The sequence below is a fragment of the Cryobacterium zongtaii genome (genome assembly GCF_002909375.1).
In the GTDB taxonomy this organism is placed as follows: Bacteria; Actinomycetota; Actinomycetes; order Actinomycetales; family Microbacteriaceae; genus Cryobacterium; species Cryobacterium zongtaii.
Genome location: NZ_PPXD01000005.1, coordinates 397,009 through 419,596 on the forward strand (window position 1 = coordinate 397,009; position 22,588 = coordinate 419,596).

22 protein-coding genes are annotated in these 22,588 nt (G+C 67.5%); 5 read left to right on the forward strand and 17 right to left on the reverse strand.

All coding sequences use genetic code 11. From position 1 onward, the window contains the following. The 8 genes from C3B61_RS04100 to prmC form a co-directional block, all read right to left on the reverse strand. The gene (locus tag C3B61_RS04100) at positions 1 to 558 is read right to left on the reverse strand and encodes a F0F1 ATP synthase subunit B (RefSeq protein WP_088455449.1); all 558 of its coding nucleotides are present in this window, start codon (positions 556 to 558) and stop codon (positions 1 to 3) included. Between the two features lie 11 nt (positions 559 to 569). Then, a complete protein-coding gene (atpE, locus tag C3B61_RS04105; protein WP_088455448.1) occupies positions 570 to 800 on the reverse strand; it encodes an ATP synthase F0 subunit C in 231 nt (76 codons plus the stop codon). A gap of 57 nt (positions 801 to 857) precedes the next feature. Continuing rightward, entirely contained in the window at positions 858 to 1,643 is a 786-nt protein-coding gene (gene atpB / locus C3B61_RS04110; protein ID WP_088455447.1) for a F0F1 ATP synthase subunit A, read from the reverse strand. Positions 1,644 to 1,821: 178 nt separating this feature from the next. Beyond that, positions 1,822 to 2,322, reverse strand: coding sequence for a Cg1360 family ATP-synthase-associated protein (locus C3B61_RS04115; RefSeq protein WP_103459633.1), 501 nt, complete (start codon positions 2,320 to 2,322; stop codon positions 1,822 to 1,824). Then, positions 2,319 to 3,545, reverse strand: coding sequence for an MraY family glycosyltransferase (locus tag C3B61_RS04120; protein ID WP_088455445.1), 1,227 nt, complete (start codon positions 3,543 to 3,545; stop codon positions 2,319 to 2,321). The genes C3B61_RS04115 and C3B61_RS04120 overlap by 4 nt, the downstream gene beginning before the upstream one ends. Next, positions 3,545 to 4,243, reverse strand: coding sequence for an L-threonylcarbamoyladenylate synthase (locus C3B61_RS04125; RefSeq protein WP_103431192.1), 699 nt, complete (start codon positions 4,241 to 4,243; stop codon positions 3,545 to 3,547). The genes C3B61_RS04120 and C3B61_RS04125 overlap by 1 nt, the downstream gene beginning before the upstream one ends. A 118-nt stretch (positions 4,244 to 4,361) precedes the next feature. Further along, entirely contained in the window at positions 4,362 to 4,853 is a 492-nt protein-coding gene (locus C3B61_RS04130; RefSeq protein ID WP_198416815.1) for a GNAT family N-acetyltransferase, read from the reverse strand. Beyond that, positions 4,850 to 5,692, reverse strand: a complete 843-nt coding sequence (gene prmC / locus C3B61_RS04135; protein ID WP_088455443.1) for a peptide chain release factor N(5)-glutamine methyltransferase — start codon at positions 5,690 to 5,692, stop codon at positions 4,850 to 4,852. The genes C3B61_RS04130 and prmC overlap by 4 nt, the downstream gene beginning before the upstream one ends. 217 nt (positions 5,693 to 5,909) lie before the next feature. On the opposite strand from prmC, the gene cysK reads away from it, so the two are divergent. The 3 genes from cysK to C3B61_RS04150 all read left to right on the forward strand — a co-directional run bounded on the left by cysK (position 5,910) and on the right by C3B61_RS04150 (position 8,608). Further along, positions 5,910 to 6,848, forward strand: coding sequence for a cysteine synthase A (cysK, locus tag C3B61_RS04140; RefSeq protein WP_103459634.1), 939 nt, complete (start codon positions 5,910 to 5,912; stop codon positions 6,846 to 6,848). A 41-nt stretch (positions 6,849 to 6,889) separates the two neighbouring features. Continuing rightward, positions 6,890 to 7,468, forward strand: coding sequence for a serine O-acetyltransferase EpsC (epsC, locus tag C3B61_RS04145; protein WP_103459635.1), 579 nt, complete (start codon positions 6,890 to 6,892; stop codon positions 7,466 to 7,468). A gap of 126 nt (positions 7,469 to 7,594) precedes the next feature. After that, positions 7,595 to 8,608: an isopenicillin N synthase family dioxygenase gene (locus C3B61_RS04150; protein WP_103459636.1), complete on the forward strand. Its 1,014-nt coding sequence runs from the start codon at positions 7,595 to 7,597 to the stop codon at positions 8,606 to 8,608. Positions 8,609 to 8,615: 7 nt separating this feature from the next. Here the strand turns inward: C3B61_RS04150 and C3B61_RS04155 are convergent, their stop codons facing one another. The 9 genes from C3B61_RS04155 to argS all read right to left on the reverse strand — a co-directional run bounded on the left by C3B61_RS04155 (position 8,616) and on the right by argS (position 20,772). After that, on the reverse strand, positions 8,616 to 9,098 hold the full coding sequence (locus C3B61_RS04155; protein ID WP_103459637.1) for a GNAT family N-acetyltransferase: 483 nt from the start codon (positions 9,096 to 9,098) through the stop codon (positions 8,616 to 8,618). A gap of 107 nt (positions 9,099 to 9,205) precedes the next feature. Beyond that, positions 9,206 to 10,285: a peptide chain release factor 1 gene (prfA, locus tag C3B61_RS04160; protein WP_088455438.1), complete on the reverse strand. Its 1,080-nt coding sequence runs from the start codon at positions 10,283 to 10,285 to the stop codon at positions 9,206 to 9,208. Then, positions 10,285 to 12,972: a transcription termination factor Rho gene (gene rho / locus C3B61_RS04165; RefSeq protein ID WP_208858768.1), complete on the reverse strand. Its 2,688-nt coding sequence runs from the start codon at positions 12,970 to 12,972 to the stop codon at positions 10,285 to 10,287. Before rho ends, prfA begins: the two co-directional genes overlap by 1 nt. 295 nt (positions 12,973 to 13,267) lie before the next feature. Continuing rightward, positions 13,268 to 14,221 (reverse strand): homoserine kinase, encoded by a 954-nt coding sequence (thrB, locus tag C3B61_RS04175; RefSeq protein ID WP_103431186.1) that lies wholly within the window; start codon positions 14,219 to 14,221, stop codon positions 13,268 to 13,270. After that, the gene (gene thrC / locus C3B61_RS04180) at positions 14,218 to 15,339 is read right to left on the reverse strand and encodes a threonine synthase (protein ID WP_370028224.1); all 1,122 of its coding nucleotides are present in this window, start codon (positions 15,337 to 15,339) and stop codon (positions 14,218 to 14,220) included. Before thrC ends, thrB begins: the two co-directional genes overlap by 4 nt. After that, positions 15,339 to 16,676, reverse strand: coding sequence for a homoserine dehydrogenase (locus C3B61_RS04185; RefSeq protein WP_103459638.1), 1,338 nt, complete (start codon positions 16,674 to 16,676; stop codon positions 15,339 to 15,341). Before C3B61_RS04185 ends, thrC begins: the two co-directional genes overlap by 1 nt. Next, the gene (lysA, locus tag C3B61_RS04190; protein ID WP_103431184.1) at positions 16,673 to 18,139 is read right to left on the reverse strand and encodes a diaminopimelate decarboxylase; all 1,467 of its coding nucleotides are present in this window, start codon (positions 18,137 to 18,139) and stop codon (positions 16,673 to 16,675) included. The genes C3B61_RS04185 and lysA overlap by 4 nt, the downstream gene beginning before the upstream one ends. Positions 18,140 to 18,284: 145 nt before the next feature. Further along, complete coding sequence (locus C3B61_RS04195) at positions 18,285 to 19,079, reverse strand: LmeA family phospholipid-binding protein (RefSeq protein ID WP_165787870.1); 795 nt, start codon at positions 19,077 to 19,079, stop codon at positions 18,285 to 18,287. Between the two features lie 16 nt (positions 19,080 to 19,095). Beyond that, on the reverse strand, positions 19,096 to 20,772 hold the full coding sequence (gene argS / locus C3B61_RS04200; protein WP_103431210.1) for an arginine--tRNA ligase: 1,677 nt from the start codon (positions 20,770 to 20,772) through the stop codon (positions 19,096 to 19,098). A gap of 43 nt (positions 20,773 to 20,815) precedes the next feature. On the opposite strand from argS, the gene C3B61_RS04205 reads away from it, so the two are divergent. After that, positions 20,816 to 21,469, forward strand: coding sequence for an iron ABC transporter ATP-binding protein (locus tag C3B61_RS04205; protein WP_103459639.1), 654 nt, complete (start codon positions 20,816 to 20,818; stop codon positions 21,467 to 21,469). Positions 21,470 to 21,576: 107 nt separating this feature from the next. After that, a partial coding sequence (locus C3B61_RS04210; protein WP_133160230.1) for a DUF222 domain-containing protein occupies positions 21,577 to 22,588 on the forward strand: 1,012 nt, incomplete at its 3' end.

The following is a 22,588-nucleotide window of genomic DNA, read 5'->3' on the forward strand; positions in this document are numbered from 1 at the left end:
TTAGTTCTTTCCGGCCGAAGGGGCCGTGTTCTCGGTGGCTTCGATGTCAGCGAGGAACCGCTCGACCATGGCGCTTGCACGCGCATCGTCGTTCAGGCTCTCCCCGATCACGCCGGAGGCGAGGTCGATGGCGAGGGATCCGACTTCACTGCGCAGCGACTGGACAGCGGACTGACGCTCGGCCTCGATCTGTGCCTTCGCGGTTGCCGTGATGCGGTTGGCCTCTGACGTGGCCTGTTCCCGCAGCTCGGCGAGAATGCGCTGACCGTCGGCGCGTGCCTGCTCGCGGATCTGGCCGGCTTCGACGCGGGCAACGGCCAGCTGGGCGGTGTACTGCTCGAGAGCAGCTTCGGCCTTGCGCTGGGCGTCGTCTGCCTTGGCGATGTTCCCTTCGATGGCCTCCGCACGGTCGTCAAGGATCTGACGGAAACGCGGGATCGCGAAGCGTACAAAGAAGACCATGACAACCAGGAGGACGACAAGCGACCAGGTGATGTCGTAGATGGCAGGAAGAAACGGGTTGGTTTCCGCTTCTGCTGCGAGAACAAGCTCAGGCATTGTGGTAATCCCTAGACGAAGATGAAGAATACGGCAACACCGATGAACGCGAGGAGCTCGGTGAACGCGATGCCGAGGAACATGGTGACCTGGAGACGGCCGGCGAGCTCGGGCTGGCGAGCCATGGCTTCAACGGTCTTTCCGGCGACGATACCGATGCCGATGCCGGGGCCGATCGCGGCAAGGCCGTAACCGACGGTCGCGATGTTGCCGGTGATCTCGGCGAGGATGGTGGGTTCCACTAGGTGTTTCCTTTCAATCGAAAAACGACGTCGGTCGACGTAGCCAGTTCAGTTGTGTCAGTGCTCTTCAGCCACGGCTTGTTGCACGTACACGGCGGTCAGAAGGGTGAAGATGTACGCCTGGAGGATGTAGACGGCGAATTCAACAAAGGTGAAGATGAACCCGAACGCGAGTGTTCCAACGCCGAAGAGTCCGACCCATCCACCGGCAGTGAAGAAGAAGAAGTTCGTGGCACTGAAGCACAGCACGAGCAGCAGGTGCCCGACCATCATATTGAGTAGGAGTCGCAGGGCCAGCGAGAGCGGCCGGACGATGAAGATGTTGATGAACTCGATCGGCGCGAGCAGGATGTAGATCGGCCACGGCACACCGGCGGGGAAGAGCGAGTTCTTGAAGAACTTGCCCGGTCCCAACGCCTTGATGCCGGCGTAGATGAACACGACGTAGGCGACGAGGCCGAGCAGCAGCGGCATCGCGATGATCGATGTTCCCGAGATGTTCATGAACGGCACCACACCGGTGATGTTCATCGCCAGGATGCCGAAGAACAGCCCGGCCAGGAGGGGCAGGTAACGCCGGCCCATGTCCTTGCCCAGGATCTGGTCTGCGATCTGCACCTGGACGAAGCCGAGGGCGAGCTCCGCGATGCTCTGGTTGCGACCCGGGACCCGGGTGGGCTTGCGCAGTGCGAACCAGAACAGGAACAGCATGAGCGCGATGGCCAGCAGTCGAACAAGGATGATGCGGTTGATCTCGAAGGGCGTGTCTGCGAAGAACAGCGCGGGGAGGCCCAGGAATTCGCCAATCCCCGGAGCGTGGAATTCGCCCTCCTCGGATGCCATGGGAATCAGCAAGTACGCAGCGTTAGACAACAGCGCTATCTCCTGTTTCTGTGCGGACGCACATAGGCGACAGTGGGGGAATTCGGTCTACGGCTCGGGGGCGCACACTGCCACCTGAGAGTGTTTTCACTTTACCAACAATCGCTCTTGGGGACTAATCGACGTGACCGGTGCGCGGTCAGCGCGCGGTCTCATCCGGTGCGCTCGGAAGCGTGACATTGCTCGCGTAACCCAGACGTGATTTGAAGACCACAATCACGTCGATGAGCATGGTGCCAACGGCCCCGGCGATCACCGTGAGGAAGAGCACCATCGTCTGCACGAAGGGGGCATCGCGCAGGAGGGCCAGGATGACGATGAAGACGACGATCTTCAGCAGCCAGGCACCCATGACGATTCCGAAAAACGCCGCGATGTCGAACCTCATCGCCCCGATGATGCTGGCGGCGGTGATGGACGCGAACAGAACAGCCAGAGCGGTGCCGATGAGGGCGCTGATGAGGCCCTCCGTTCCGGCGAACAGGTAGCCGAGGCCGCCGCCGATCACAGCGATCGCGATGGCCAGTAGTCCGGTGTACTTGAGGACCTCGGTGAGGATCTTCTTGGCATCCACCGGCGTCGTCCTGGTCGGTGTGGCTGGCGCGCCTGCGGAGTCGGGGGAATCGGGTGCGGGGGTCATACGGGCTCCTTGGCGTCAGACGCTTCGTCGAGGGGATCAAGCCGGGCAATGGTGGGGACGCCGATGGCGCCGGTCGCCGGGGCGAGCTGGCTGGCGGCCTCGATGGCCTTGCGGCGGCTCAGCGGGGCGAGGGTGACAACCGTGCAGATAACCAGGGCGCTCACCAGGAAGACGGTGGCCCACCAGGTGGGCAGACCGAAGAACACCGGGAGCAGGTAATAGAGCAGGCAGCCCACCGATGCGGCGGCGGTCCAGGCGTAGAAGATCAGCACGGCGTGCAAGTGCGAGTGCCCCATGTCCAGGAGCCGGTGGTGCAGGTGCTTGCGGTCGGCGCTGAACGGCGACTTTCCGGCGCGAACCCGCCTGAACACCGCCAGGCCGAAGTCGAGCAGCGGGATGATGAGGATCGCCACCGGCAGGATCAGCGGGATGAAGGCCGGGAACAGCTGGGACCGGTTGACGGCCGTTGGGTCGACCTGGCCGGTGATCGCGATGGCCGAGGTGGCCATCAGCAGCCCGACGAGGAGGGCGCCGGCGTCGCCCATGAACATCTTGGCGGGGCGCCAGTTCACCGGCAGGAACCCCACGCAGGCGCCGACCAGGATCGCGGCGATCAGGGAGGCGAGGTTGAAGTAGTTGGTGGGCGAGGTGTCGCGCACCAGCAGGTAGCTGTAGATGAAGAACACACCGTTGGCGATGAGCGCGACCCCGGCGACCAGCCCGTCGAGCCCGTCGATGAAGTTGATCATGTTCATCACGATGACGATGGCCATGACCGTGATCACGATCGACATCCAGGACGATCCGACGGTGAGTCCGCCGATCGGCAGGGAGAAGACCTGCACGCCCTGCCAGGCCACCAGGCCGGCGGCGATGAACTGGCCAAGCAGCTTGGTCATCCAGTCGAGATCCCAGATGTCGTCCGCGACGCCGAGCAGCACGATGAGCAGGGCCGCGCCGAGGATGGCCATGATCTGGTGCGGGTCGGCGAAGATCAACCGAAGCGGCGCGAACTGGGAAGCCACCAGGTAGGACACCCCGAAGGCGACCAGGATGCCCAGGAACATGGCGATGCCGCCCAGCCGCGGGGTGGGCCGGGTGTGCACATCACGTTCACGGATCTTGGGGTACAGCCGGTACTTGTGGGTGAGCTTGAGCACCACGATCGACATGACGAAAGTCACGACCGCCGACACCACAGCCAACAGGAAGAAAAGGGTCATTACACGTCCACTGGGGCGAGAGCGTCGCCGATGACGGCCTCGATCGCGGCCCGGGAGATCACACCGTTCCGCACGATGACCAACTTGCCGCCGTTGGTGGCGAAGCCGGTGGCATCCACGATTGTGGAGGAGGTGTCGCCGGCGCGGTCGCCGATCGGCTCGTAGTCCAGTCCCGCGACTCCCCCGTCGAGGTAGACGGCGACACTGATGCCGAGCATCTCTTCTGCGCCGATGACGTCGATGGCCGAGGGCAGGCCGCTGGTGTTGGCGCTCGAGACGGCGAGTGGGCCGGTCTCGGCCAGCAGGTCCAGGGCCACCTGGTTGCGGGGCATCCGCAGGGCGACGGTGCCCTGGGTCTCACCCAGGTCCCAGACCAGGGAGGACTGCGCGGTGAGCACCACGGTGAGACCGCCGGGCCAGAACTCGGCGACCAGGGCGCGCACGGGCTCTGGCACGTCCTGGGCGAGGGCGTCGAGGGTGGGGATGCCCGGGATGAGCACCGGCGGGGGCGACTGGCGGCCCCGGCCCTTGGCGTCGAGCAGTTTCTGCACGGCCTCGGGGTTGAATGCGTCCGCGGCGAGGCCGTAGACGGTGTCGGTGGGGATGACGACGAGCGCACCGCGGCCGATCGCCGAGCGTGCCAGTCTCATGCCCGTCGAGCGTTCCTCATCGACCGAGCAGTCATAGATACGTGTCATCGGGCACGATTCTAGTGCAGCCAGCCTGTGAGGGCCCGTCGACGGAGCCGGGGCGGGCTCTAGGCGCCGCGAACTGTGAGTCAAGGCCCGGTTTCGACGGGTTTTGGGTGCTTTGCTCTCAGGTCGCGGGGTCGGTGAGGAGTTTTTCCATCACGATCTTCGTGGGCGCGTAGGCCAGGGATGCGTAGAGGGCCCGGGCCGTGGCATTGCGCGCGAAGACGTTCAAGGTGAGCTTGGCCGCACCGTGCCTGGCGGCTTCGGTCTCGGCCAGCAGCATCGCCAGGCGGCCGTGTCCACGGCCCCGAAACTGCTCGAAGACCACGAGGTCCAGGATCCACCAGTTGGTGGGGTCATCCGCCGGCCCTGCAGAGAGCCAGATCACGCCAACCTGCTCGCCCGCCACCGTGATGGCATAGACGTGCTGACCGGCGGCGGGCACTCCACCCGGGAATTCGCGCCGGGTGGATTCGTTGGCCTTGTTCTCGGCCGCAGCCCGGCTGAGCCCGCCTGCCTCCAGGTCGTTGACGTAGTCGTCGGTGCTCGAGAGTAGCCAGCCCGCGAGTTGCTCCTGACCGAGGAGCGCGAGTTCGCCCGTCGTGTGCACGCTCACGGGCGCAGGGCCGTGGTGCTGCGGTCGCGGGTGGTGAGGTCGCGGTGGGTAGCGGTGGCCCGCCAGCCGTCGGCGTCGAGGAGGGCACGGATCTCGGCGCCCTGCAGTTCGCCGTGCTCGATCACGAGCACTCCCCCGGCGCGCAGCAGGCGCAGGCCCGTCTGGGACACCAGGCGCACGATGTCGAGGCCGTCCGGCCCGCCGAAGAGGGCGTGGGCCGGGTCGAACAGCCGCACCTCGGGGTCGCGGGGGATGGCGTCGGCCGGGATGTAGGGCGGGTTGGACACCACCACGGAGACGGTGCCGTTCAACTCGGTGAAGGCGCCCGCGAGGTCGGCGAAGACCAGGGTGGCGTTCTCGGCGGCCACCTCGGTGAAGTTTCGGCTGGTCCACGGAAACGCGTCGGCCGAGTTCTCGCAGGCATAGACGCGGGCGTGCGGCACCTCGGTGGCCAGGGCCAGGGCGATGGCGCCGCTGCCGGTGCCGAGGTCCACCCCGATCGGCTCGGGGTCGGCCATCGAACGCAGGGCGTCGATGGCCAGCTGGGCGACCCCCTCTGTTTCGGGGCGCGGCACGAAGACCCCCGGTCCCACGTTGAGTTCGAGACCGCGGAACGGCGCTCGGCCGGTGATGTGCTGCAGGGGTTCGCGCTTCTCACGCCGCTGAACGAGGGCGACGATGGCCGCCGCATCGGTGTCGCTGAGGACGGTGCCCATAATGGCGCCGGCCTGAACCTGCCCGCGGCTCTGGCCGAGGACGTGACCGATCAGTAGGTCGGCGTCAATCTCGGCGCCTTCGATTCCCGCTCCGGTCAGGGCCGAGGTGGCGAAAGCCCGCATCCGCTCGATCGTCGTTGGAATATCGGACAGGGAGCCGGAGTTGCTAGGGGAAGGCGTCACAAACTGGAATCTTACGCAACTCCGGGGCACCCACTGGGTATCGTCGGGGCTCTAGGCTGAACGAGGCGCGCCAGAGCACGGCTTTCGTTACGGCACCACCCACCTGCGGAGCATCCGCACCAGTCGGCTCCAGGAGAGCCCCAGGAAAGGTCTACCGATGTCCGCACGGATTTACTCAGACATTACCGAAACTGTCGGCGGCACCCCGCTGGTGAAGCTCAACCGCCTGCCCGGCACCTCCACCGCGACGGTGCTCGCGAAGCTCGAGTTCTACAACCCGTCCAGCAGCGTCAAGGATCGCATCGGCATCGCCATCGTCGACGCCGCCGAAGCCTCCGGTGAGCTCAAGCCCGGCGGCACCATCGTGGAGGGCACCAGCGGCAACACCGGCATCGCCCTGGCCATGGTCGGCGCCGCCCGCGGCTATTCGGTCATCCTGGCGATGCCGGAGACCATGAGCAAGGAGCGCAAGATCCTGCTGCGCGCCTACGGCGCCGAGCTTGTGCTCACGCCCGGCTCAGAGGGCATGCGCGGCGCGGTGGAGAAGGCCAAGGAAATCGTCGCGGCCACCCCCGGCGCCATTTGGGCCCGTCAGTTCGACAACCCGGCGAACCCGGCCATCCACAAGGCCACCACCGGGGTGGAGATCTGGGACGACACCGACGGCGCCGTGGACCTGCTCGTGGCGGGAATCGGAACCGGCGGCACCATTACCGGCGCCGGCCAGCTGCTCAAGGAGCGGAAGCCGTCCGTCCGCGTGATCGGTGTCGAGCCCAAGGACTCCCCTATCCTCACCGGCGGCGCCCCCGGCCCGCACAAGATCCAGGGCATCGGCGCCAACTTCGTGCCGAGCGTCCTCGACACCCACGTCTACGACGAGGTCACCGATGTGACCCTCGCCCACTCCGTCGCCACGGCCCGCGCCCTGGCCACCGAAGAGGGCATCCTCGCCGGAATCTCGGGAGGCGCCGCAGTGTGGGCCGCTCTGGAGCAGGCCAAGCTGCCCGAGAACGCCGGCAAGACCATCGTCGTGATCGTGCCCGGTTTCGGCGAGCGGTACATCAGCACAGTCCTGTACGAAGACCTCGTCGACTAGGCACCATCCGCTGCTCAATCGACTACAGACAGGTGCCCGGCATGGGAGTGTTCGCACGCGTTCGCGAGGATATCGCGATGGCGCAGAGGCACGACCCTGCCGCGCACAGCAAGGCGGAGGTCGTGCTCGCGTACAGCGGCGTGCACGCTGTGTGGGCCTACCGGATCACTCACCGGCTGTGGCTGGCAGGCCTGCGCCTGCCGGCCCGGCTGTTGTCGCAGTTCACCAGGTTCCTCACCGGCGTGGAGATCCACCCCGGGGCCACCATCGGCCGGCGCCTGTTCATCGACCACGGCATGGGCGTCGTGATCGGTGAGACCGCCGTGGTCGGGGACGACGTGATGCTGTACCACGGGGTCACCCTGGGCGGGAAGAGCCGGCACGGGGTTGTTGTCGGCGCCCGGCGGCACCCCCATCTGCACGACGGGGTCACCGTGGGCGCAGGCGCCAAGATCCTCGGCCCCATCACGCTGGGCGAATGGAGCACCGTGGGTGCCAACGCCGTCGTCACCAAGGACGCCCCGGCCCGGTCGATCCTGCTCGGAATCCCCGCGCGCGCGCAGCACGGCACCGCCGAGGAAATCAAGGCAGCGCGGGGCCTGCTCAAATCCGGCAACTGAACCCGGCTCGTCAGGTTTTCTGCGAACACGGGCGTCTCCGCGGACGTTCACCCGCAGATTCTTCGACCGCGGCAATCCGGTGTAACACCGGCCTGAATTCGTTTGGTTGTTGGCAGAATAGTTGTCATGACAACCTCAGCCGCCGCACCGTCGCTCCCGATCCTTGACTTATCCCGCCTCGACGCCGGAGCGGAGGAAGCCGAGGCGTTCCGCGCCCAGTTGCGCGAAGTCACCCACGAGTACGGGTTCTTCTACCTCACCGGGCATGGTGTGCCGGCCGATCTCATCGAACGGGTGATGACCACCTCACGGGCTTTCTTCAACCTGCCCGAGGACGACAAGATGGCCATTGAGAACCTGCAGAGCCCCCACTTCCGCGGCTACACCCGGGTGGGCGGCGAACTCACCCAGGGCAAGGTGGACTGGCGCGAGCAGATCGACATCGGACCGGAGCGCGCCGCCCTGGAGCTCACCCCGGACAGCGCCGACTATCTCCGCCTTGAGGGCCCCAACCAGTGGCCGGTGACCCTGCCCGCGCTGGAAGAGGTCATGACCTCCTGGCGCGAGGAGCTCAACGCCGTGGCGCTGCGCCTGATGCAGGCCTGGGCCCTCTCCCTCGGAGCCGACGAGCACGTCTTCGACGAGGCGTTCGCGGTGAAGCCGTCCACGCTGATCAAGATCGTGCGTTACCCCGGCAAGTCAGACCCCACCCCGCGGCAGGGCGTCGGCGCCCACAAGGACTCCGGCGTGCTGACGCTGCTGTTCGTCGAGCCGGGCAAGGGCGGGCTGCAGGTGGAGAAAGACGGCGAGTGGATCGACGCTCCCCCACTCGACGGCGCCTTCGTGGTGAACATCGGCGAACTGCTCGAGGTCGCAACCGACGGTTACCTCAAGGCGACGGTGCACAGGGTGATCTCGCCGCTGATCGGCGACGACCGCATCTCGATCCCGTTCTTCTACAGCCCGGCGCTGGATGCCACCATCCCGGTGCTCACCCTGCCGGAGGAACTGCACGCCCCCGGCATCACCGTGGACCCGGAGAACCCGATCTTCACCACCTACGGCGAGAACTCGTTGAAGAGCCGGATGCGCGCGCACCCGGACGTCGCGGCCATCCACCACGCCGACCTGCTTAAGTAGGCAGCGGTCAGCGCAGGTCCTTCGCGAACCAGTGCTCGGCGTAGGGTTCGGTGTTGAACGGAGCGACCTCCGCGTAGCCGGCTCTGGCATACAGGCGCCGGGCCTCGATGAGGTCTGTGCGCACCGTGAGCCGAAGTTGGGTGAGGCCGGCATCCACCGCCAGCTCGCTCAGATGATCGAGGAGCGCGGCCCCGGTGCCGGTCCCCCGCGCCTGTGCGGCCACGTAGACGCGAGTCAGCTCGCCGATGCCGGCGCCGACGAACCGCACACCGCCGCACGCGACCGGGACGCGGTCCAGCATCCCGAGCACGAGCAGACCGGTGCCGCCCTGCAGGTCGTGGCTCGGCTCATCCGCCATCGCGGACTCGACCTCAGCGGGCAGCGCGAGCCGCCCCCAATAACGGCCGACGATGTCCTCGTAGTAGGCCCACAACATGGCGGCGGCAGCGGCTGAACCCGGGTCGGTAGTGACAAAGGTCGGCCCAGGCATGATTGAGATCCTAGCGCTCCCCGACCGCACCGCTTTCTTAGGGCGGCAGGCCACCAAAAAAGGGCGCCCCGGCCGAAGCAGGGGCGCCCTTTCTGGTGCAGCAGGTGCTAGTCGTGGTCGCCGATCTCGGCGAGGCGGGTGGCCTCGTCGGCGGTGATGCACGAGTCGATGACGGCATCCAGGGCGCCGTTCATCACGGTGTCCAGGTTGTATGCCTTGTACCCGGTGCGGTGATCCGCGATGCGGTTCTCCGGGAAGTTGTACGTGCGGATGCGCTCTGACCGGTCCATGGTGCGGATCTGGCCCTTGCGCACCAGCGAGGCGGCCTCGTCGATCTCTTCCTGCTGCCGGGCGAGGACGCGGGCGCGGAGGACCCGCATACCCGCTTCCTTGTTCTGCAGCTGGCTCTTCTCGTTCTGCATGGCCACCACGATCCCGGTGGGAAGGTGGGTGATCCGTACGGCGGAGTCGGTGGTGTTCACCGACTGGCCGCCGGGGCCGCTAGAACGATAGACGTCGATCTTGAGGTCGTTGGGGTGCAGCTCGACCTCTTCGGGCTCATCGACCTCGGGGAAGACGAGAACGCCCGCCGCCGAGGTGTGGATGCGTCCCTGCGACTCGGTGGCCGGCACCCTCTGAACACGGTGCACGCCACCCTCGTACTTGAGGTGCGCCCAGACACCCTCGGCGGGGTCAGCCGAGTTGCCCTTGATGGCCAACTGGATGTCCTTGATTCCGCCGAGGTCGCTGGTGGTCTGCTCGATGATCTCGGTTTTCCAACGCTTGGACTCCGCGTAGTGCAGGTACATGCGTAGGAGATCGGCGGCGAACAGTGCGGATTCCGCACCGCCCTCCCCCATCTTGATCTCCATGATCACGTCGCGGGCGTCCAGCGGGTCACGCGGGATCAGCAGGCGACGCAGCTTCTCGGCTGCCTCCTCCAGCTGGTCGGTGAGACCGGGGATCTCGTCGGCGAACGATTCATCCTCGTCGGCGAGTTCCCGAGCGGCCTCGAGATTGTCGCCAATCTCTTTCCACTCGTTCCACGCCGCGATGATGCGGCTGAGCTCGGCGTAACGACGGTTGACCTTTTTGGAACGGGCCGGATTCGCGTGCAATTCCGGGTCCGCCAGCTGGGACTGCAGTTCGTCGTGCTCAGCCTGCAGAGTCAGGACAGACTCGAACATCAGTGATCCTTGTCTGACCCGTTCGGGGTCGGCATCGACTTCTGAACCTGCATCAGGAACTCGACGTTGGACGAGGTCTCCTTCAGCCGGCCCAGGATGACCTCGAGAGCCTGCTGCTGTTCGAGTCCGGCCAGCGCACGGCGCAGCTTCCAGGTGATCTTGACCTCATCGGCGCTCATCAGCATTTCTTCGCGGCGGGTGCCGGATGCGTTGACGTCGACGGCCGGGAAGATCCGCTTGTCGGCCAGGTGGCGCGACAGGCGCAGCTCCATGTTGCCGGTGCCCTTGAACTCCTCGAAGATGACCTCGTCCATCTTGGACCCGGTCTCCACCAGTGCGGAGGCGAGGATGGTGAGCGAGCCACCGTTCTCGATGTTGCGGGCAGCGCCGAAGAAACGCTTGGGCGGGTACAGCGCGGATGCGTCGACACCGCCGGAGAGGATCCGACCGCTCGGCGGGGCGGTCAGGTTGTAGGCACGGCCCAGACGGGTGATCGAGTCGAGCAGCACGACGACGTCGTGGCCCAGCTCGACGAGACGCTTGGCGCGCTCGATGGCCAGTTCGGCGACCGTGGTGTGGTCCTCGGCGGGACGGTCGAAGGTGGAGGCGATGACCTCACCCTTCACCGTGCGCTGCATGTCGGTGACCTCTTCGGGGCGCTCGTCGACCAGGACGACCATGAGGTGGACCTCGGGGTTGTTCGTGGCGATGGCGTTGGCGATCTGCTGCATGACGATGGTCTTGCCGGCCTTGGGCGGCGCGACGATCAGGCCGCGCTGGCCCTTACCGATCGGGGCGACGAGGTCGATGATGCGCTGGGTCAGCTTGCCCGGCTCGGTCTCGAGGCGCAGACGCTCCTGCGGGTAGAGCGGGGTGAGCTTCTGGAACTCGACGCGGCTGGCGGCTTCCTCGACGGTCAGGCCGTTGATGGAGTCGACCTTGACGATCGCGTTGTACTTCTGACGACCGTTCTGGTCACCCTCGTGCGGCTGACGGATCGAGCCGACGACGGCGTCACCCTTGCGCAGGTTGTACTTCTTGACCTGGCCGAGCGAGACGTAGACGTCGCTGGCACCCGGCAGGTAGCCGGAGGTGCGCACGAAGGCGTAGTTGTCGAGCACGTCGAGGATACCGGCGACCGGGATGAGCACGTCATCGTCGGTCAGTTCGGGCTCGAAGTCGTCGTTGGCGGTGGCGCCGCGACGCTTGCGGTCACGGAAACGGCTGCGGTTGTTGCGACCGTTCAGCTCGTCCTCCGGGCCGGAGTTGCGGTCCAGGCCCTGGTTGCGGTCCTGGCCCTGGCGTTCCTGCTGGGCGCGATCGCTCTGCTGGCGGTCGCCCTGGCGATCCTGCTGCTGGCGGTCCTGCTGCTGGCGGTCCTGGCCGCGGTTGCCGGCCTGGCGCTGGTTCTGCTGGCGGTCGTCGCCACGCTCGGCACCACGGTCATCCGACGTCTGCGGGGCACGGTCACCCTGGGCACGGTCAGCCTGGGCACGGTCGCCCTGCTGGTTGCGGTCGCCCTGCTGGTTGCGGTCGCCGCCGCGGCTGCGGTTGCGGCTGCGTCCCTGGCGGGGCTGCTCGGCCTGCTCGTCGGACTGCTCGGTGGAGCTGCTGTCGGACTGCTCGGTCGGTTCGACCTGCTCGGCCGGTTCAACCTGCTCGGTCGGTTCGGCCTGCTCGGTCTGCTCGGCGCGTGCACCGCGCTGGTTGCGCTGGCGTCCGCCACGCTCGGAGCGTTCGGCGCGCACGACGCCCTCCGGACGCTGGATGCGCGACTCGGTGCTCTCGGCGGAGTCGGCCGAGTCGGTCGCAGCCGGTGCGGCTTCGAGTTCTTCAGGAGCCTCGTAGCCGTCTTCGGCGTTCTGGGCGTCGATCATGCTGCGCGCATCGAAGGCGTTGCGGGCGGTGGCGGCGCTGTTGTTGTTGTTGTTGTTGCGGTTGTTGCCGCCGTTGCGTCCGCCGTTGCGCGATTCGTTGCGGTTCTCGTTCCGCGATTCGTTGCGGTTCTCGTTGCGACCGTTGCCGCGACGGTTGCGGCCGGAACCGGCCTGCGTCTCGGTGGCGGGCTCTGCGGCCGGGGCGGCGACGGCTGCGGTGGTCTCGGCGACCGGAGCAGCGGCCTCGGCGGCGTTCGCGGTTGCGACGGCCTCGGCGATGGCGGCCTCGGTGATGGTGGCGGTGCTGGCGCGCTTGCGGGCCTGGCGGACCGGCTTCTCCACGACGGGTGCGTCGGCGACGATGTTGTCGGTGGCACCGGCGTAGGTGGTGGGGGCCGTGGTCTTGCGGGTCTTCGCGGTCTCCGGGACGATCAGGCCGAGGCCCAGGTCTCCGTCGGCGTTGACGTGGGCGACGGCGGGAGCCGACGTGGCGGTGCTCACCCGGCGGGAGACCCGCTTCTTGGGCAGGGTCTCGGCGGGTACGTCGGTGACGACAGCGGCGGCCTCCACAGGGGCGGCCTGCGCGGGTGCGTCAGTGACGGCGGTGTCGATGACGGCGGCGTCGGTAGCTGCAGCCGACTCGGTCGTGTGGGACTGGTTCGCGGTGATTGCGTCCACGAGCTCTCCTTTACGAAGTTTGGATGCGCCCTGGATACCCAGTTCGCCCGCCAGAGCCTGAAGCTCGGCGACGCGAAGGGTGGTCAGGCGTGAGATGTCCACGCCGTTGGCGTGGAGATTGACGTTGGTCACGAAGTTTTATCCTTCCCCCTGGCTCTTACGAATTGGCCAGAGAAGATGTTGCAGCGCCGGTGGGCTGCGGGTGATCCAGTCCCACACAGTGGCGGATTGGAGTGAACACACACAGCCACGCACAAAAACGCGATAGCAGTGAGTTACAGGGAATACACCAGAGAACAGATCCGCGGTGGCGGTTTCTATCGGGTGCGCAACCACTCTAGCAGGTTCGGTCGGCAGTGCGCGTGCGCCGACACGCGAGAAGAGCCCCTTCCCGCCAAGCGGGAAAGGGCTCTGGTCTCGGCCGAAGCTAGGCGTCGGTGCGGATGACCGTGGCACCCTTGAAGTCGACGGCCAGCATCAACGTCTCCCAGGGCGTCTCGCTCGTCCGGGCCACCAGGTCGGCGGCCACCAGGCGCTGGCCGGGGTCGCTGGCCAGGACCAGGATCGACGGACCGGCGCCGGAGACGACGGCCGCGAAACCGTGCTCGCGCAACAGGGTGATCAGACGGTTGGTCTCCGGCATCGCCGCGGCCCGGTAGCTCTGGTGCAGCTTGTCCTCGGTTGCGGCGAGCAGCAGCTCCGGGCTCTGAATGAGCGCGGCGATAAGCAGCGCCGAACGCGACAGGTTGAAGACGGCGTCCTCGTGCGGCACCGACTCCGGCTGCAGGCTGCGGGCCAGAGCGGTGGACATGGCGTGCACGGGCACGAAGACCATCGGCGAGACGCCGCGATGCACCATCAGCTTCTTGTGCTTGGGGCCCTCCGGCGTCATCCAGGCGATGGTCAGGCCGCCGAACAGGGCGGGCGCCACGTTGTCCGGGTGCCCCTCCATCTCGGTGGCCAGCACGAGCAGCGCGTCGGAGTCGATCTCCACGATGCCCTCGAGCAGGCCCTTGGCGGCCATGATGCCCGAAACGATGGCGGCACCGGATGACCCCATGCCACGCCCGTGCGGGATCACGTTCTCGGCGACCAACTTGAGCCCCGGCAACGGGATCCCGTAGGCGGCGAAGGTGTGCGCGATGGCGCGCACCACGAGGTTGGACTCGTCGGTGGGCACCTCCCCGGCGCCGACGCCGTGCACTTCGACGAACACGCCGGACTCGTCGGTCACCTCGACCTGCAGGTGGTCGTAGTGCGCCAGGGCCAGGCCGAGGGTGTCGAAGCCGGGGCCGAGGTTCGCGGTGGTGGCCGGAACCTTCACGACGACCGAACGGCCCGCCAGCGCATTGCGTCCCACGACGGGGAGCGCCGTGGTCATTTCTGGCCCAGACCCAGCAGCTCGGCGATGGCGACGGTGTCGACGGGAACGATCGTGGGCTTCACGTCGCTGCCGTCCGCGGTGCGAAGTGCCCATTGCGGGTCCTTCAGGCCGTGGCCGGTGACGGTGAGGACCACGGTGGCGCCCTGGGGGATCTGGCCGGCATCGGCACGTTCGAGCAGGCCGGCGACGCTGATCGCGGAGGCCGGCTCCACGAAGATGCCCACCTCGGCGGAGAGGATGCGGTACGCCTCGAGGATCTTCTCGTCGCTGATCGCGCCGAAGTAGCCGTCGCTGACCTCGCGGGCGTTCAGGGCGAGGTCCCACGAGGCCGGGTTGCCGATGCGGATGGCGCTGGCGATGGTCTCCGGGTGCTCCACGCGGTGACCGAGCACGATCGGGGCGCTGCCCGCGGCCTGGAATCCGAACATCCGGGGCAGTTTGGTGGTGGCGCCGCGAGCGAGTTCTTCGCTGTAGCCGCGGAAGTAGGCGGTGTAGTTGCCGGCGTTGCCGACCGGGACGATGTGGATGTCCGGGGCGTCTTCGAGGACCTCGACGACCTCGAACGCGGCAGTCTTCTGGCCCTCGATGCGGTCGGGGTTGACCGAGTTGACCAGGTGCACGGGGTAGTTCTTGGCGAGGTCGCGGGCGATGTCGAGGCAGTCGTCGAAGTTGCCCTGCACCTGCAGCAGCTGCGCGTTGTGCGCGATGGCCTGGCTGAGCTTGCCCATGGCGATCTTGCCCTCCGGCACCAGCACGACAGCCTTGATGCCGGCGTGGGTGGCGTAGGCGGCGGCCGACGCCGAGGTGTTGCCGGTGGAGGCGCAGATGACGGCCTTGGCGCCGTCTTCGACGGCCTTGGAGATGGCCATCGTCATGCCGCGGTCCTTGAACGACCCTGTGGGGTTCATGCCCTCGTACTTGACCCAGACCTTGGCGCCGGTGCGCGCGGAGAGCGCGGCGGCGGGGATCAGCGGGGTGCCGCCTTCGCCGAGCGTGATGATCGGGGTGGCGTCGCTGACGTTCAGCCTGTCGGCGTACTCGCGCAGCACACCGCGCCACTGACGGGACGGGGTCTTGACCATTTGGTGCTGACCGGTCTCTCGTTCGCTGGACATCAGACTCCTTCAACTCTCAAAACGGATGCGACATTGGTGACGACACTGTTCGCGGCAAGGTCGTTCACGGTCGCGGCAAGCGCAGCCTCCGTGGCCTCGTGCGTTCCAATGACTAGGGTAGCTGTGCCCGACACGGGCTCGTGACTGGCGGTTCCGGGCTGCTCGAGCGTCATCGACTGTTCGACTTGCGCGAGCGAGACGTGGTTTTTGCTGAACACTCCGGCGATCGTGGCGAGCACGCCGGGCTCATCCGTCACCTCGAGGGTGACGGCGTATCGGGTGGTGACCTTGCCGATGTCGAGCACCGGCAGGTCGGCGTGGCTGGAGGCCGCGTAGCCCGGGCCGCCCATCACGTGGCGGCGGGCGACGGAGACGAGGTCGCCGAGCACGGCAGATGCGGTCTGCACTCCCCCGGCCCCGGCGCCGTAGAACATCAGCGGGCCGGCGGCCTCGGCCTCGACGAAGACGGCGTTGTTCGCGCCGTGCACGGAAGCGAGCGGGTGGCCGCGGTGCACCATGGCCGGGTAGACGCGGGCAGAGACACCCTGTTCGCCGGTCTCCGGGTCGGTGAGGCGTTCGCAGATCGCGAGCAGCTTCACGACGTAGCCGGCCTTCCGTGCCGACTCCATCTGCTGCGGGGTGACCCGGGTGATGCCCTCCCGGTAGACCTTCTCGAGGGGCACGTTGGTGTGGAACGCCAGGCTGGCCAGCAGGGCAGCCTTCTGCGCGGCGTCGTAACCTTCGATATCGGCGGTGGGGTCGGCTTCGGCGTAGCCGAGTTCGGTCGCGGTGGCCAGGGCTTCTTCGAGGCTGTCGCCGGCCACATCCATCCGGTCGAGGATGAAGTTGGTGGTGCCGTTCACGATGCCGAGAATCCGGTTGACGGTGTCACCGGCGAGGCTGTCTCGCAGCGGCCGCACGATGGGGATGGCGCCGGCGACGGCGGCTTCATAGTTGAGCTGGGCACCCACCTGGTCGGCGGCTTCGAACAGCTCGGCACCGTGCTGGGCGAGCAACGCCTTGTTGGCGGTGACGACGTCGGCGCCGGAGTTGATCGCCGTGAGGATGTAGCCGCGGGCGGGCTCGATGCCGCCCATCAGCTCGATGACGATGTCGGCGCCGAGGATCAGCGAGTCCGCGTCGGTGGTGAACAGCTCACGGGGCAGGTCGACGGTGCGTGGGGCGTCGAGATCGCGCACCAGGATGCCGACGAGTTCGAGGCTCGCGCCCACCCGGTTGGCGAGCTCGTCGCGGTGCTCGAGCAGCAGGCGGGCCACCTGGGCACCGACCGAACCACCGCCGAGCAGGGCGACACGCAGATTGCGGTATTCGATCATCGGGTAGTTTCCTTCATTTGATTGGTCGAGCTTGTCGCCCCAGTTCCGTTGGTCGAGCGTGTCGTGACCTTGTGAGTCGACCTCGCTAGACCTGCGTCCCGCGCCAGTAAGTCGTCAATCGTCTCCCCGCGCACGATGACCCTGGCCTTTCCGTCTACGACGGCCACAACGGCCGGCCGCCCCAGATAGTTGTAGTTGCTGGCCAACGACCAGCAGTACGCTCCGGTCGCGGGCACCATCACCAGATCTCCCGGCGCCACATCCCCGGGCAGGTAGTCGGCGTCGACGACGATGTCGCCGCTTTCGCAGTGCTTGCCGGCGATGCGTACCAGCGCGGGCTCGGCATCCGACACCCGGTCGGCGAGCCGCACCGAGAACTCGGCGCCGTAGAGCGCGGGGCGGGCGTTGTCGCTCATGCCGCCGTCGATGCTCACGTAGAGCCGGGTGTTCTCGCCGATGCGCACGGGCTTGGTGGTACCCACCTCGTAGAGGGTCACGCCGGCCGGTCCGATGACGACCCGGCCCGGTTCGATGGCGATCACCGGCACCGCGATGCCGCGGCGCGCGCATTCGGCGGCGACGATGTCGGCCAGACCGGCGGCCAGGTCGGCGATCGGGCTGGGATCGTCGGTGCTCGTGTAGGCGATGCCGAAGCCGCCGCCGAGGTTGAGCTCGGGGACCGGGCCGTCGGTCAGCAGCTCGGCGTGCAGGCTGAGCAGGCGCGACGCCGACTCGGCGAAGCCGTCGACGCCGAAGATCTGTGAGCCGATGTGGCAGTGCAGGCCGAGGAAGTTCAGGCTCGGTTCGGCGCGGATCGCCGCGACCAGGGCCGGGGCGTCCTCGAAGACCACACCGAACTTCTGGTCTTCGTGCGAGGTGGCCAGGAATTCGTGGGTGTGCGCGTGCACGCCGCTGTTCACGCGGAGGCGCACGTTCTGCACGACCCCGTGCCGGGCGGCGGCCGCGGCGACCCTGTTTATCTCGACCGGGCTGTCGATGATGATGGTGCCCACACCCAGGCGGGTGGCGTCGTCGATCTCGGCGTGCGACTTGTTGTTGCCGTGGAAGCCGATCCGGCCGGGTTCAACACCGGCGGCCAGGGCAACGGCGAGTTCGCCGCCGCTGCAGACGTCGATGTTCAGGCCGGCGTCCACCATCCAGCGGGCGACCTCGGTAGAGAGAAACGCCTTGGCGGCGTAGTACACCTTGACGGTGGTGCCGATGCGGGCGAACTCGGTGTCGAACGCGGCGCGCAGCTCCGCGGCGCGGGTGCGGGCATCCGTCTCGTCGATCACGTACAGCGGGGTGCCGAATTCGGCCGCCAGCTCGGGGGCGCTGACGCCGCCGATCGTGATCGCGCCGGCGTCGGAGCGGTGCGCGGAGGAGGGCCAGAGGCCGTCGGCGAGCGTGTTGGCATCAGCTGGAGAGCTGAGCCACTCGGGGGCGAGTGGATTATGGGCCACGGGTGAAAACCTCACAGGAGTCAAGTGGGTGTCTCACGAAGTGGCGAGCGAACCCGGATTGGTCCCTGAAGCCAGCGAAGAGACGCGCCGAAAGAGGCGCGGGAATCTACCGGAATTCTAGCGACTGCGAGTTGCGCGCGCCGAATCAAGCGGTGGAACAGCTGCCCAGGGTGGTGAGCGACTGTTCGGTGAGCGTCAATGTGCTCGACTCCAGCGTAATGCGTGCGCGCTCCGCTGTGGTCTGCACATCGCTGAGTGTGACGCCCTGCGGCAGGTAACCGGCCAGGCACACGCTGATCGGCTCGTTGCCGAGCACCAGGTCCAGCAGTCCGCTCACGTCCAGGCCACCGGCACCGGAGGTCACCCGCGCGTCGGTCGGGGTGAGCACGAGTGAGTCGTCCGTGACGCTGGGGGTCGCGGTGGCCTGGTAGCCGACGGCCAGGCCGAACACGCTCAGCTCGCCGGTGTAGGTGACCTGGTCGGTACCGAGCTCGAGTTCCGCGTTGCGCGCGGCAGGGGCGGCATCCGCTTCGGCCAGTGCGGACTGCAGCAAAGTGTTGAGGGCGGCCTGGTCGAGGTCGATGGTGCCGTTGACATGGTCGATGGGCTGGGTCGTGTCGGTGGGCACGCCGGTGGCGACGATCGAGACGGATGCCGGCACGTCGTTGACGGTCAGGGTCGGCGCGGTGAGCACCACACGTTCGAAACTGCCGGTGAGGTACTGCACGATCACCGAGGTGCCGCCGATCGCCGCCTCGACATCGCCGGCGACACCGGCGGGCAGGCCGGCATCGATCTCGCTGGCGATGCGGTCTTGCGCATAGCCGCGGAGGCCAGCGTCGGCGGCGAAGAAGATGCCCACCAGCGCAAGCAACACCACCAACGTCACCAGCAGCCGGCGAGCGGGCCGGCGGCGTTTGGGCAGTGTCGAGCTCGTCACGAAGGAGCGCTCCGACCTACATGCGCTCCGGCGCCGAGACGCCGAGCAGACCCAGGCCGTTGCGGATGACCTGGCCGGTGGCGTCATTCAGCCACAGCCGGGTGCGGTGCAGATCGGTGACCGGCTCGTCGCCGAGCGGGATGACCCGGCAGTTGTCGTACCAGCGGTGGTAGTAGCCGGCGACCTCTTCGATGTAGCGGGCCACGCGGTGGGGCTCGCGCAGTTCGGCGGCCTGGGCCACCACGCGCGGGTACTCCTGCAGCACACCGAGAAGCGCGGACTCGCTGTCGTGGGTGAGCAGTTCGGGGGCGAACGCACTGCGGTCCACGCCGGAATCGGCGGCATTGCGGCCGACGGAGCAGGTGCGGGCGTGCGCGTACTGCACGTAGAAGACCGGGTTCTCGTTGGTGCGCTTGCCGAGCAGGTCCAGGTCGATGTCCAGCTGGGAGTCGCTCGAGGAGCGCACCAGCGAGTAGCGGCCGGCGTCCACGCCCACCGCGTCGACGAGGTCGTCGAGGGTGACGATGGTGCCGTTGCGCTTGGACATCCGCACGGGCTCGCCGCCCTTGAGCAGGTTGACCATCTGGCCGATGAGGATCTGCAGGTTCACGCCGGGCACGTCGCCGAACGCCTCGACCATGGCCATCATGCGGCCGATGTAGCCGTGGTGGTCGGCGCCGAGCATGATCAGGTTCTGGTCGAAGCCGCGCTCGCGCTTGTCGAGGTAGTAGCCCAGGTCGCCGGAGATGTACGCCGGTTCGCCGTTCGAGCGGATGATGACACGGTCGCGGTCGTCGCCGAAGGTGGTGGTGCGCAGCCAGATGGCGCCATCCTCCTCGAAGATGTGGCCGAGTTCGCGCAGGCGCTCGATGGCGCGGTTGACGGCGCCGGATTCGTGCAGGGAGTCTTCGTGGAAGAACACGTCGAAGTCGACCCCGAAGCCGTGCAGCTTCTCCTTGATCTCGGTGAACATGAGGTCCACGCCGATGGAGCGGAAGATCTCCTGCTGTTCATCGCGGGGCAGGACGGCGATGTCACCCTCGTAGATCTCGACGACCTTGTCGGCGATGTCACCGATGTACGCTCCGCCGTAGCCGTCTTCGGGGGTGGGCTCACCCAGGTAGGCGGCCAGCACGCTGCGGGCGAACCTGTCGATCTGCGAGCCGTGGTCGTTGAAGTAATACTCGCGCGTCACATCCGCGCCCTCGGCGATCAGCACGCGGGCGAGGCTGTCGCCGACGGCTGCCCAGCGCACGCCACCCATGTGGATGGGGCCGGTGGGGTTGGCCGAGACGAACTCGAGGTTGATCTTGATGCCGTCGTACAGGTGGCCGGTGCCGTAGACCGGGCCGGCGTTGACGATGGTCTGCGCGAGGGCGCCGGCGGCGGATGCCTCGAGGCGGATGTTGATGAAGCCGGGCCCGGCGATCTCCACAGAGGCGACCTCTGGCATGGCTTCGAGGCCTGCGGCGAGTTCGGCGGCCACGGCGCGCGGGTTGGTGCCCAGTGGCTTGGCGATCTTCATCGAGACGCTCGAGGCCCAGTCACCGTGGTCGCGGTTGCGCGGGCGCTCCAGCGACATGTCGGCTGCGACCAGACCGAGATCTGCGATCTCCGCCCCTTCGCCTCGTCGGCGCTCGACCAGGGAGTTGACGAGGTCGAGCAGGGACTGGGAGAGTTCGGCAGGGGTCACGGCGAACAAGCTTACCCGCCGTCCCGGTTGGTAAGGTCAACGAGTGACCCACTCCAGCTCGTCCTCCTTCGCCACCGGCCGCCGACTGCGCGCCGCACTCGCCCTCACCGGCGCTTCGCTCGCTCTGATCGCCCTGGCCGGATGCGCACCGGCGGGCGACACGGAGCCCACCGCGTCAGCCACGGCAAAGCCGACCAGCACGGCCACGTCGGAGCCCACCGCCACGGCGGAACCCACGGCGACGGCCACGGCGTCGGCCACCCCTGCGCCGGCAGCCGAAGGCACCGCCGTGGACAAGAGCTGCGACCAGGTCCTCACGGCGGACGACGTCTACGAGATCAACCCCAATGTGAGTGTCGACCCGGGTTATTCAGCATCGAGTGACACGGCCGTGACCGCGACCACCTATAACGGCATCGCCTGCGGCTGGATCAACAATTCCAGCGGCGAGGTCATCGAGGTATCAGTTGCGATGCCGAACGAGGCGCTCGCCAATACCTTGAAGGATGCGGCCCTGGCCGGCGGCGAGGTCGTGCCGACCTACGGCAGCGCTCCCGACGTGGAGGGCTACTTCAGTGCCGGTACCGGGACCGCTCAGGTCTTCACCGGTGGGTACTGGGTGGCCGTCTCCTCCCCCGCCATGATCGAGCCCGGCGACGCCGAGCGCGTCATGAGCACGGTTCTCGGTAACTTGTAGGGCTATTCGGTCGTTCGCCCCTCCTCCACAGGGCGGACTTTTTGCGACCTCTGCACAGCTTGGTTTCTGGGCCGGGGTGTGTTGGTGCTGGGTGCTTCACTGTCCCTATGGCCACCTCAGCTGCCACTCCCGATCACACCCCCGATGACCCTGCTGACCCCGCGGTGGATCCCGTCGCGGCGGCGATCAGCGCGGTCATCGACCCGCTGATCGAGAACGAGAAAGTCATCGCGGCCGGCTACGCCGAGCGCAGTCGGCTGCTGACCGAGCTGGACCGGCTCGGCCATGAACGGCGCATCATCGCGGGTCTGGGCGGGGACCCTGTCGAGTCCGGCCGGAACGACCCCGATACCGGCGCGCACGGTCCAGCTTGGGATGACGAGGAGCTCGCCCGCCGCAGTATGGCTGCCGAGGCGGCCGGGGCGTTGCGGCTGACGGCCACCACGGCGGGCATGATGATCTTCGACGCCGCCCGCCTCACCGGCCAACTGCCCGGCTTCCACCAGGCCCTGAGCCGCGGCACTATCACCTGGGGCCACGCGGTGAAGATGCTCACCCTCACCGACGGCGTCCCCGAAGAGATCCTGGGTGCGTTCGAAGCCAAAGTCCTGCCCGCGGCAGAGAAACTGACCTCGACCCAGTTCGTCCGGGTCGCCGGCCGGATCCTGGAGCGGATGCATCCGGTGCCGTTGCCGGACCGTGCCGACGCCGGCTTCGTCAAGCGCCGGGTGGTGTTCAGCCCGGACGCCGACGGGATGGCCTGGTTGAACGCCTACCTCAAAGCCGAAGACGCCCAAGCGATCTATGACCGGCTCAGCCACATCGCCACAGACCTCGACCTCGACGCTGACGCCGCCCCGGGGCCCGGCTCCGACTCCCCCGTCCCCTGCCGCAGCAAGGACCAGCGCCGCGCAGACGCGTACCGCGACCTGCTCCTGGACGGTGTCGGACCCGGTGGCCGCGGCCACGGCATCCGCGGCACGGTCAGCATCACGGTGCCGGCCCTGACCCTGCTGGGGAGAAGCGACGAACCCGCCATCCTCGACGGCTACGGCCCCATCGACCCCGAGACCGCCCGCCGGATCGCGGGCACGGCAACCAGCTGGTCCCGGATCCTCA

Coding starts and splice junctions, on each gene's coding strand:
- C3B61_RS04100 (WP_088455449.1), bottom strand. CDS start 558: ATGCCTGAGCTTGTTCTCGCAGCAGAAGCGGAAACCAACCCGTTTCTT.
- atpB (WP_088455447.1), bottom strand. CDS start 1,643: ATGGCATCCGAGGAGGGCGAATTCCACGCTCCGGGGATTGGCGAATTC.
- C3B61_RS04115 (WP_103459633.1), bottom strand. CDS start 2,322: ATGACCCCCGCACCCGATTCCCCCGACTCCGCAGGCGCGCCAGCCACA.
- C3B61_RS04120 (WP_088455445.1), bottom strand. CDS start 3,545: ATGACCCTTTTCTTCCTGTTGGCTGTGGTGTCGGCGGTCGTGACTTTC.
- C3B61_RS04125 (WP_103431192.1), bottom strand. CDS start 4,243: ATGACACGTATCTATGACTGCTCGGTCGATGAGGAACGCTCGACGGGC.
- prmC (WP_088455443.1), bottom strand. CDS start 5,692: ATGCGGGCTTTCGCCACCTCGGCCCTGACCGGAGCGGGAATCGAAGGC.
- cysK (WP_103459634.1), top strand. CDS start 5,910: ATGTCCGCACGGATTTACTCAGACATTACCGAAACTGTCGGCGGCACC.
- epsC (WP_103459635.1), top strand. CDS start 6,890: ATGGGAGTGTTCGCACGCGTTCGCGAGGATATCGCGATGGCGCAGAGG.
- C3B61_RS04150 (WP_103459636.1), top strand. CDS start 7,595: ATGACAACCTCAGCCGCCGCACCGTCGCTCCCGATCCTTGACTTATCC.
- C3B61_RS04155 (WP_103459637.1), bottom strand. CDS start 9,098: ATGCCTGGGCCGACCTTTGTCACTACCGACCCGGGTTCAGCCGCTGCC.
- prfA (WP_088455438.1), bottom strand. CDS start 10,285: ATGTTCGAGTCTGTCCTGACTCTGCAGGCTGAGCACGACGAACTGCAG.
- thrB (WP_103431186.1), bottom strand. CDS start 14,221: ATGACCACGGCGCTCCCCGTCGTGGGACGCAATGCGCTGGCGGGCCGT.
- thrC (WP_370028224.1), bottom strand. CDS start 15,339: ATGTCCAGCGAACGAGAGACCGGTCAGCACCAAATGGTCAAGACCCCG.
- C3B61_RS04185 (WP_103459638.1), bottom strand. CDS start 16,676: ATGATCGAATACCGCAATCTGCGTGTCGCCCTGCTCGGCGGTGGTTCG.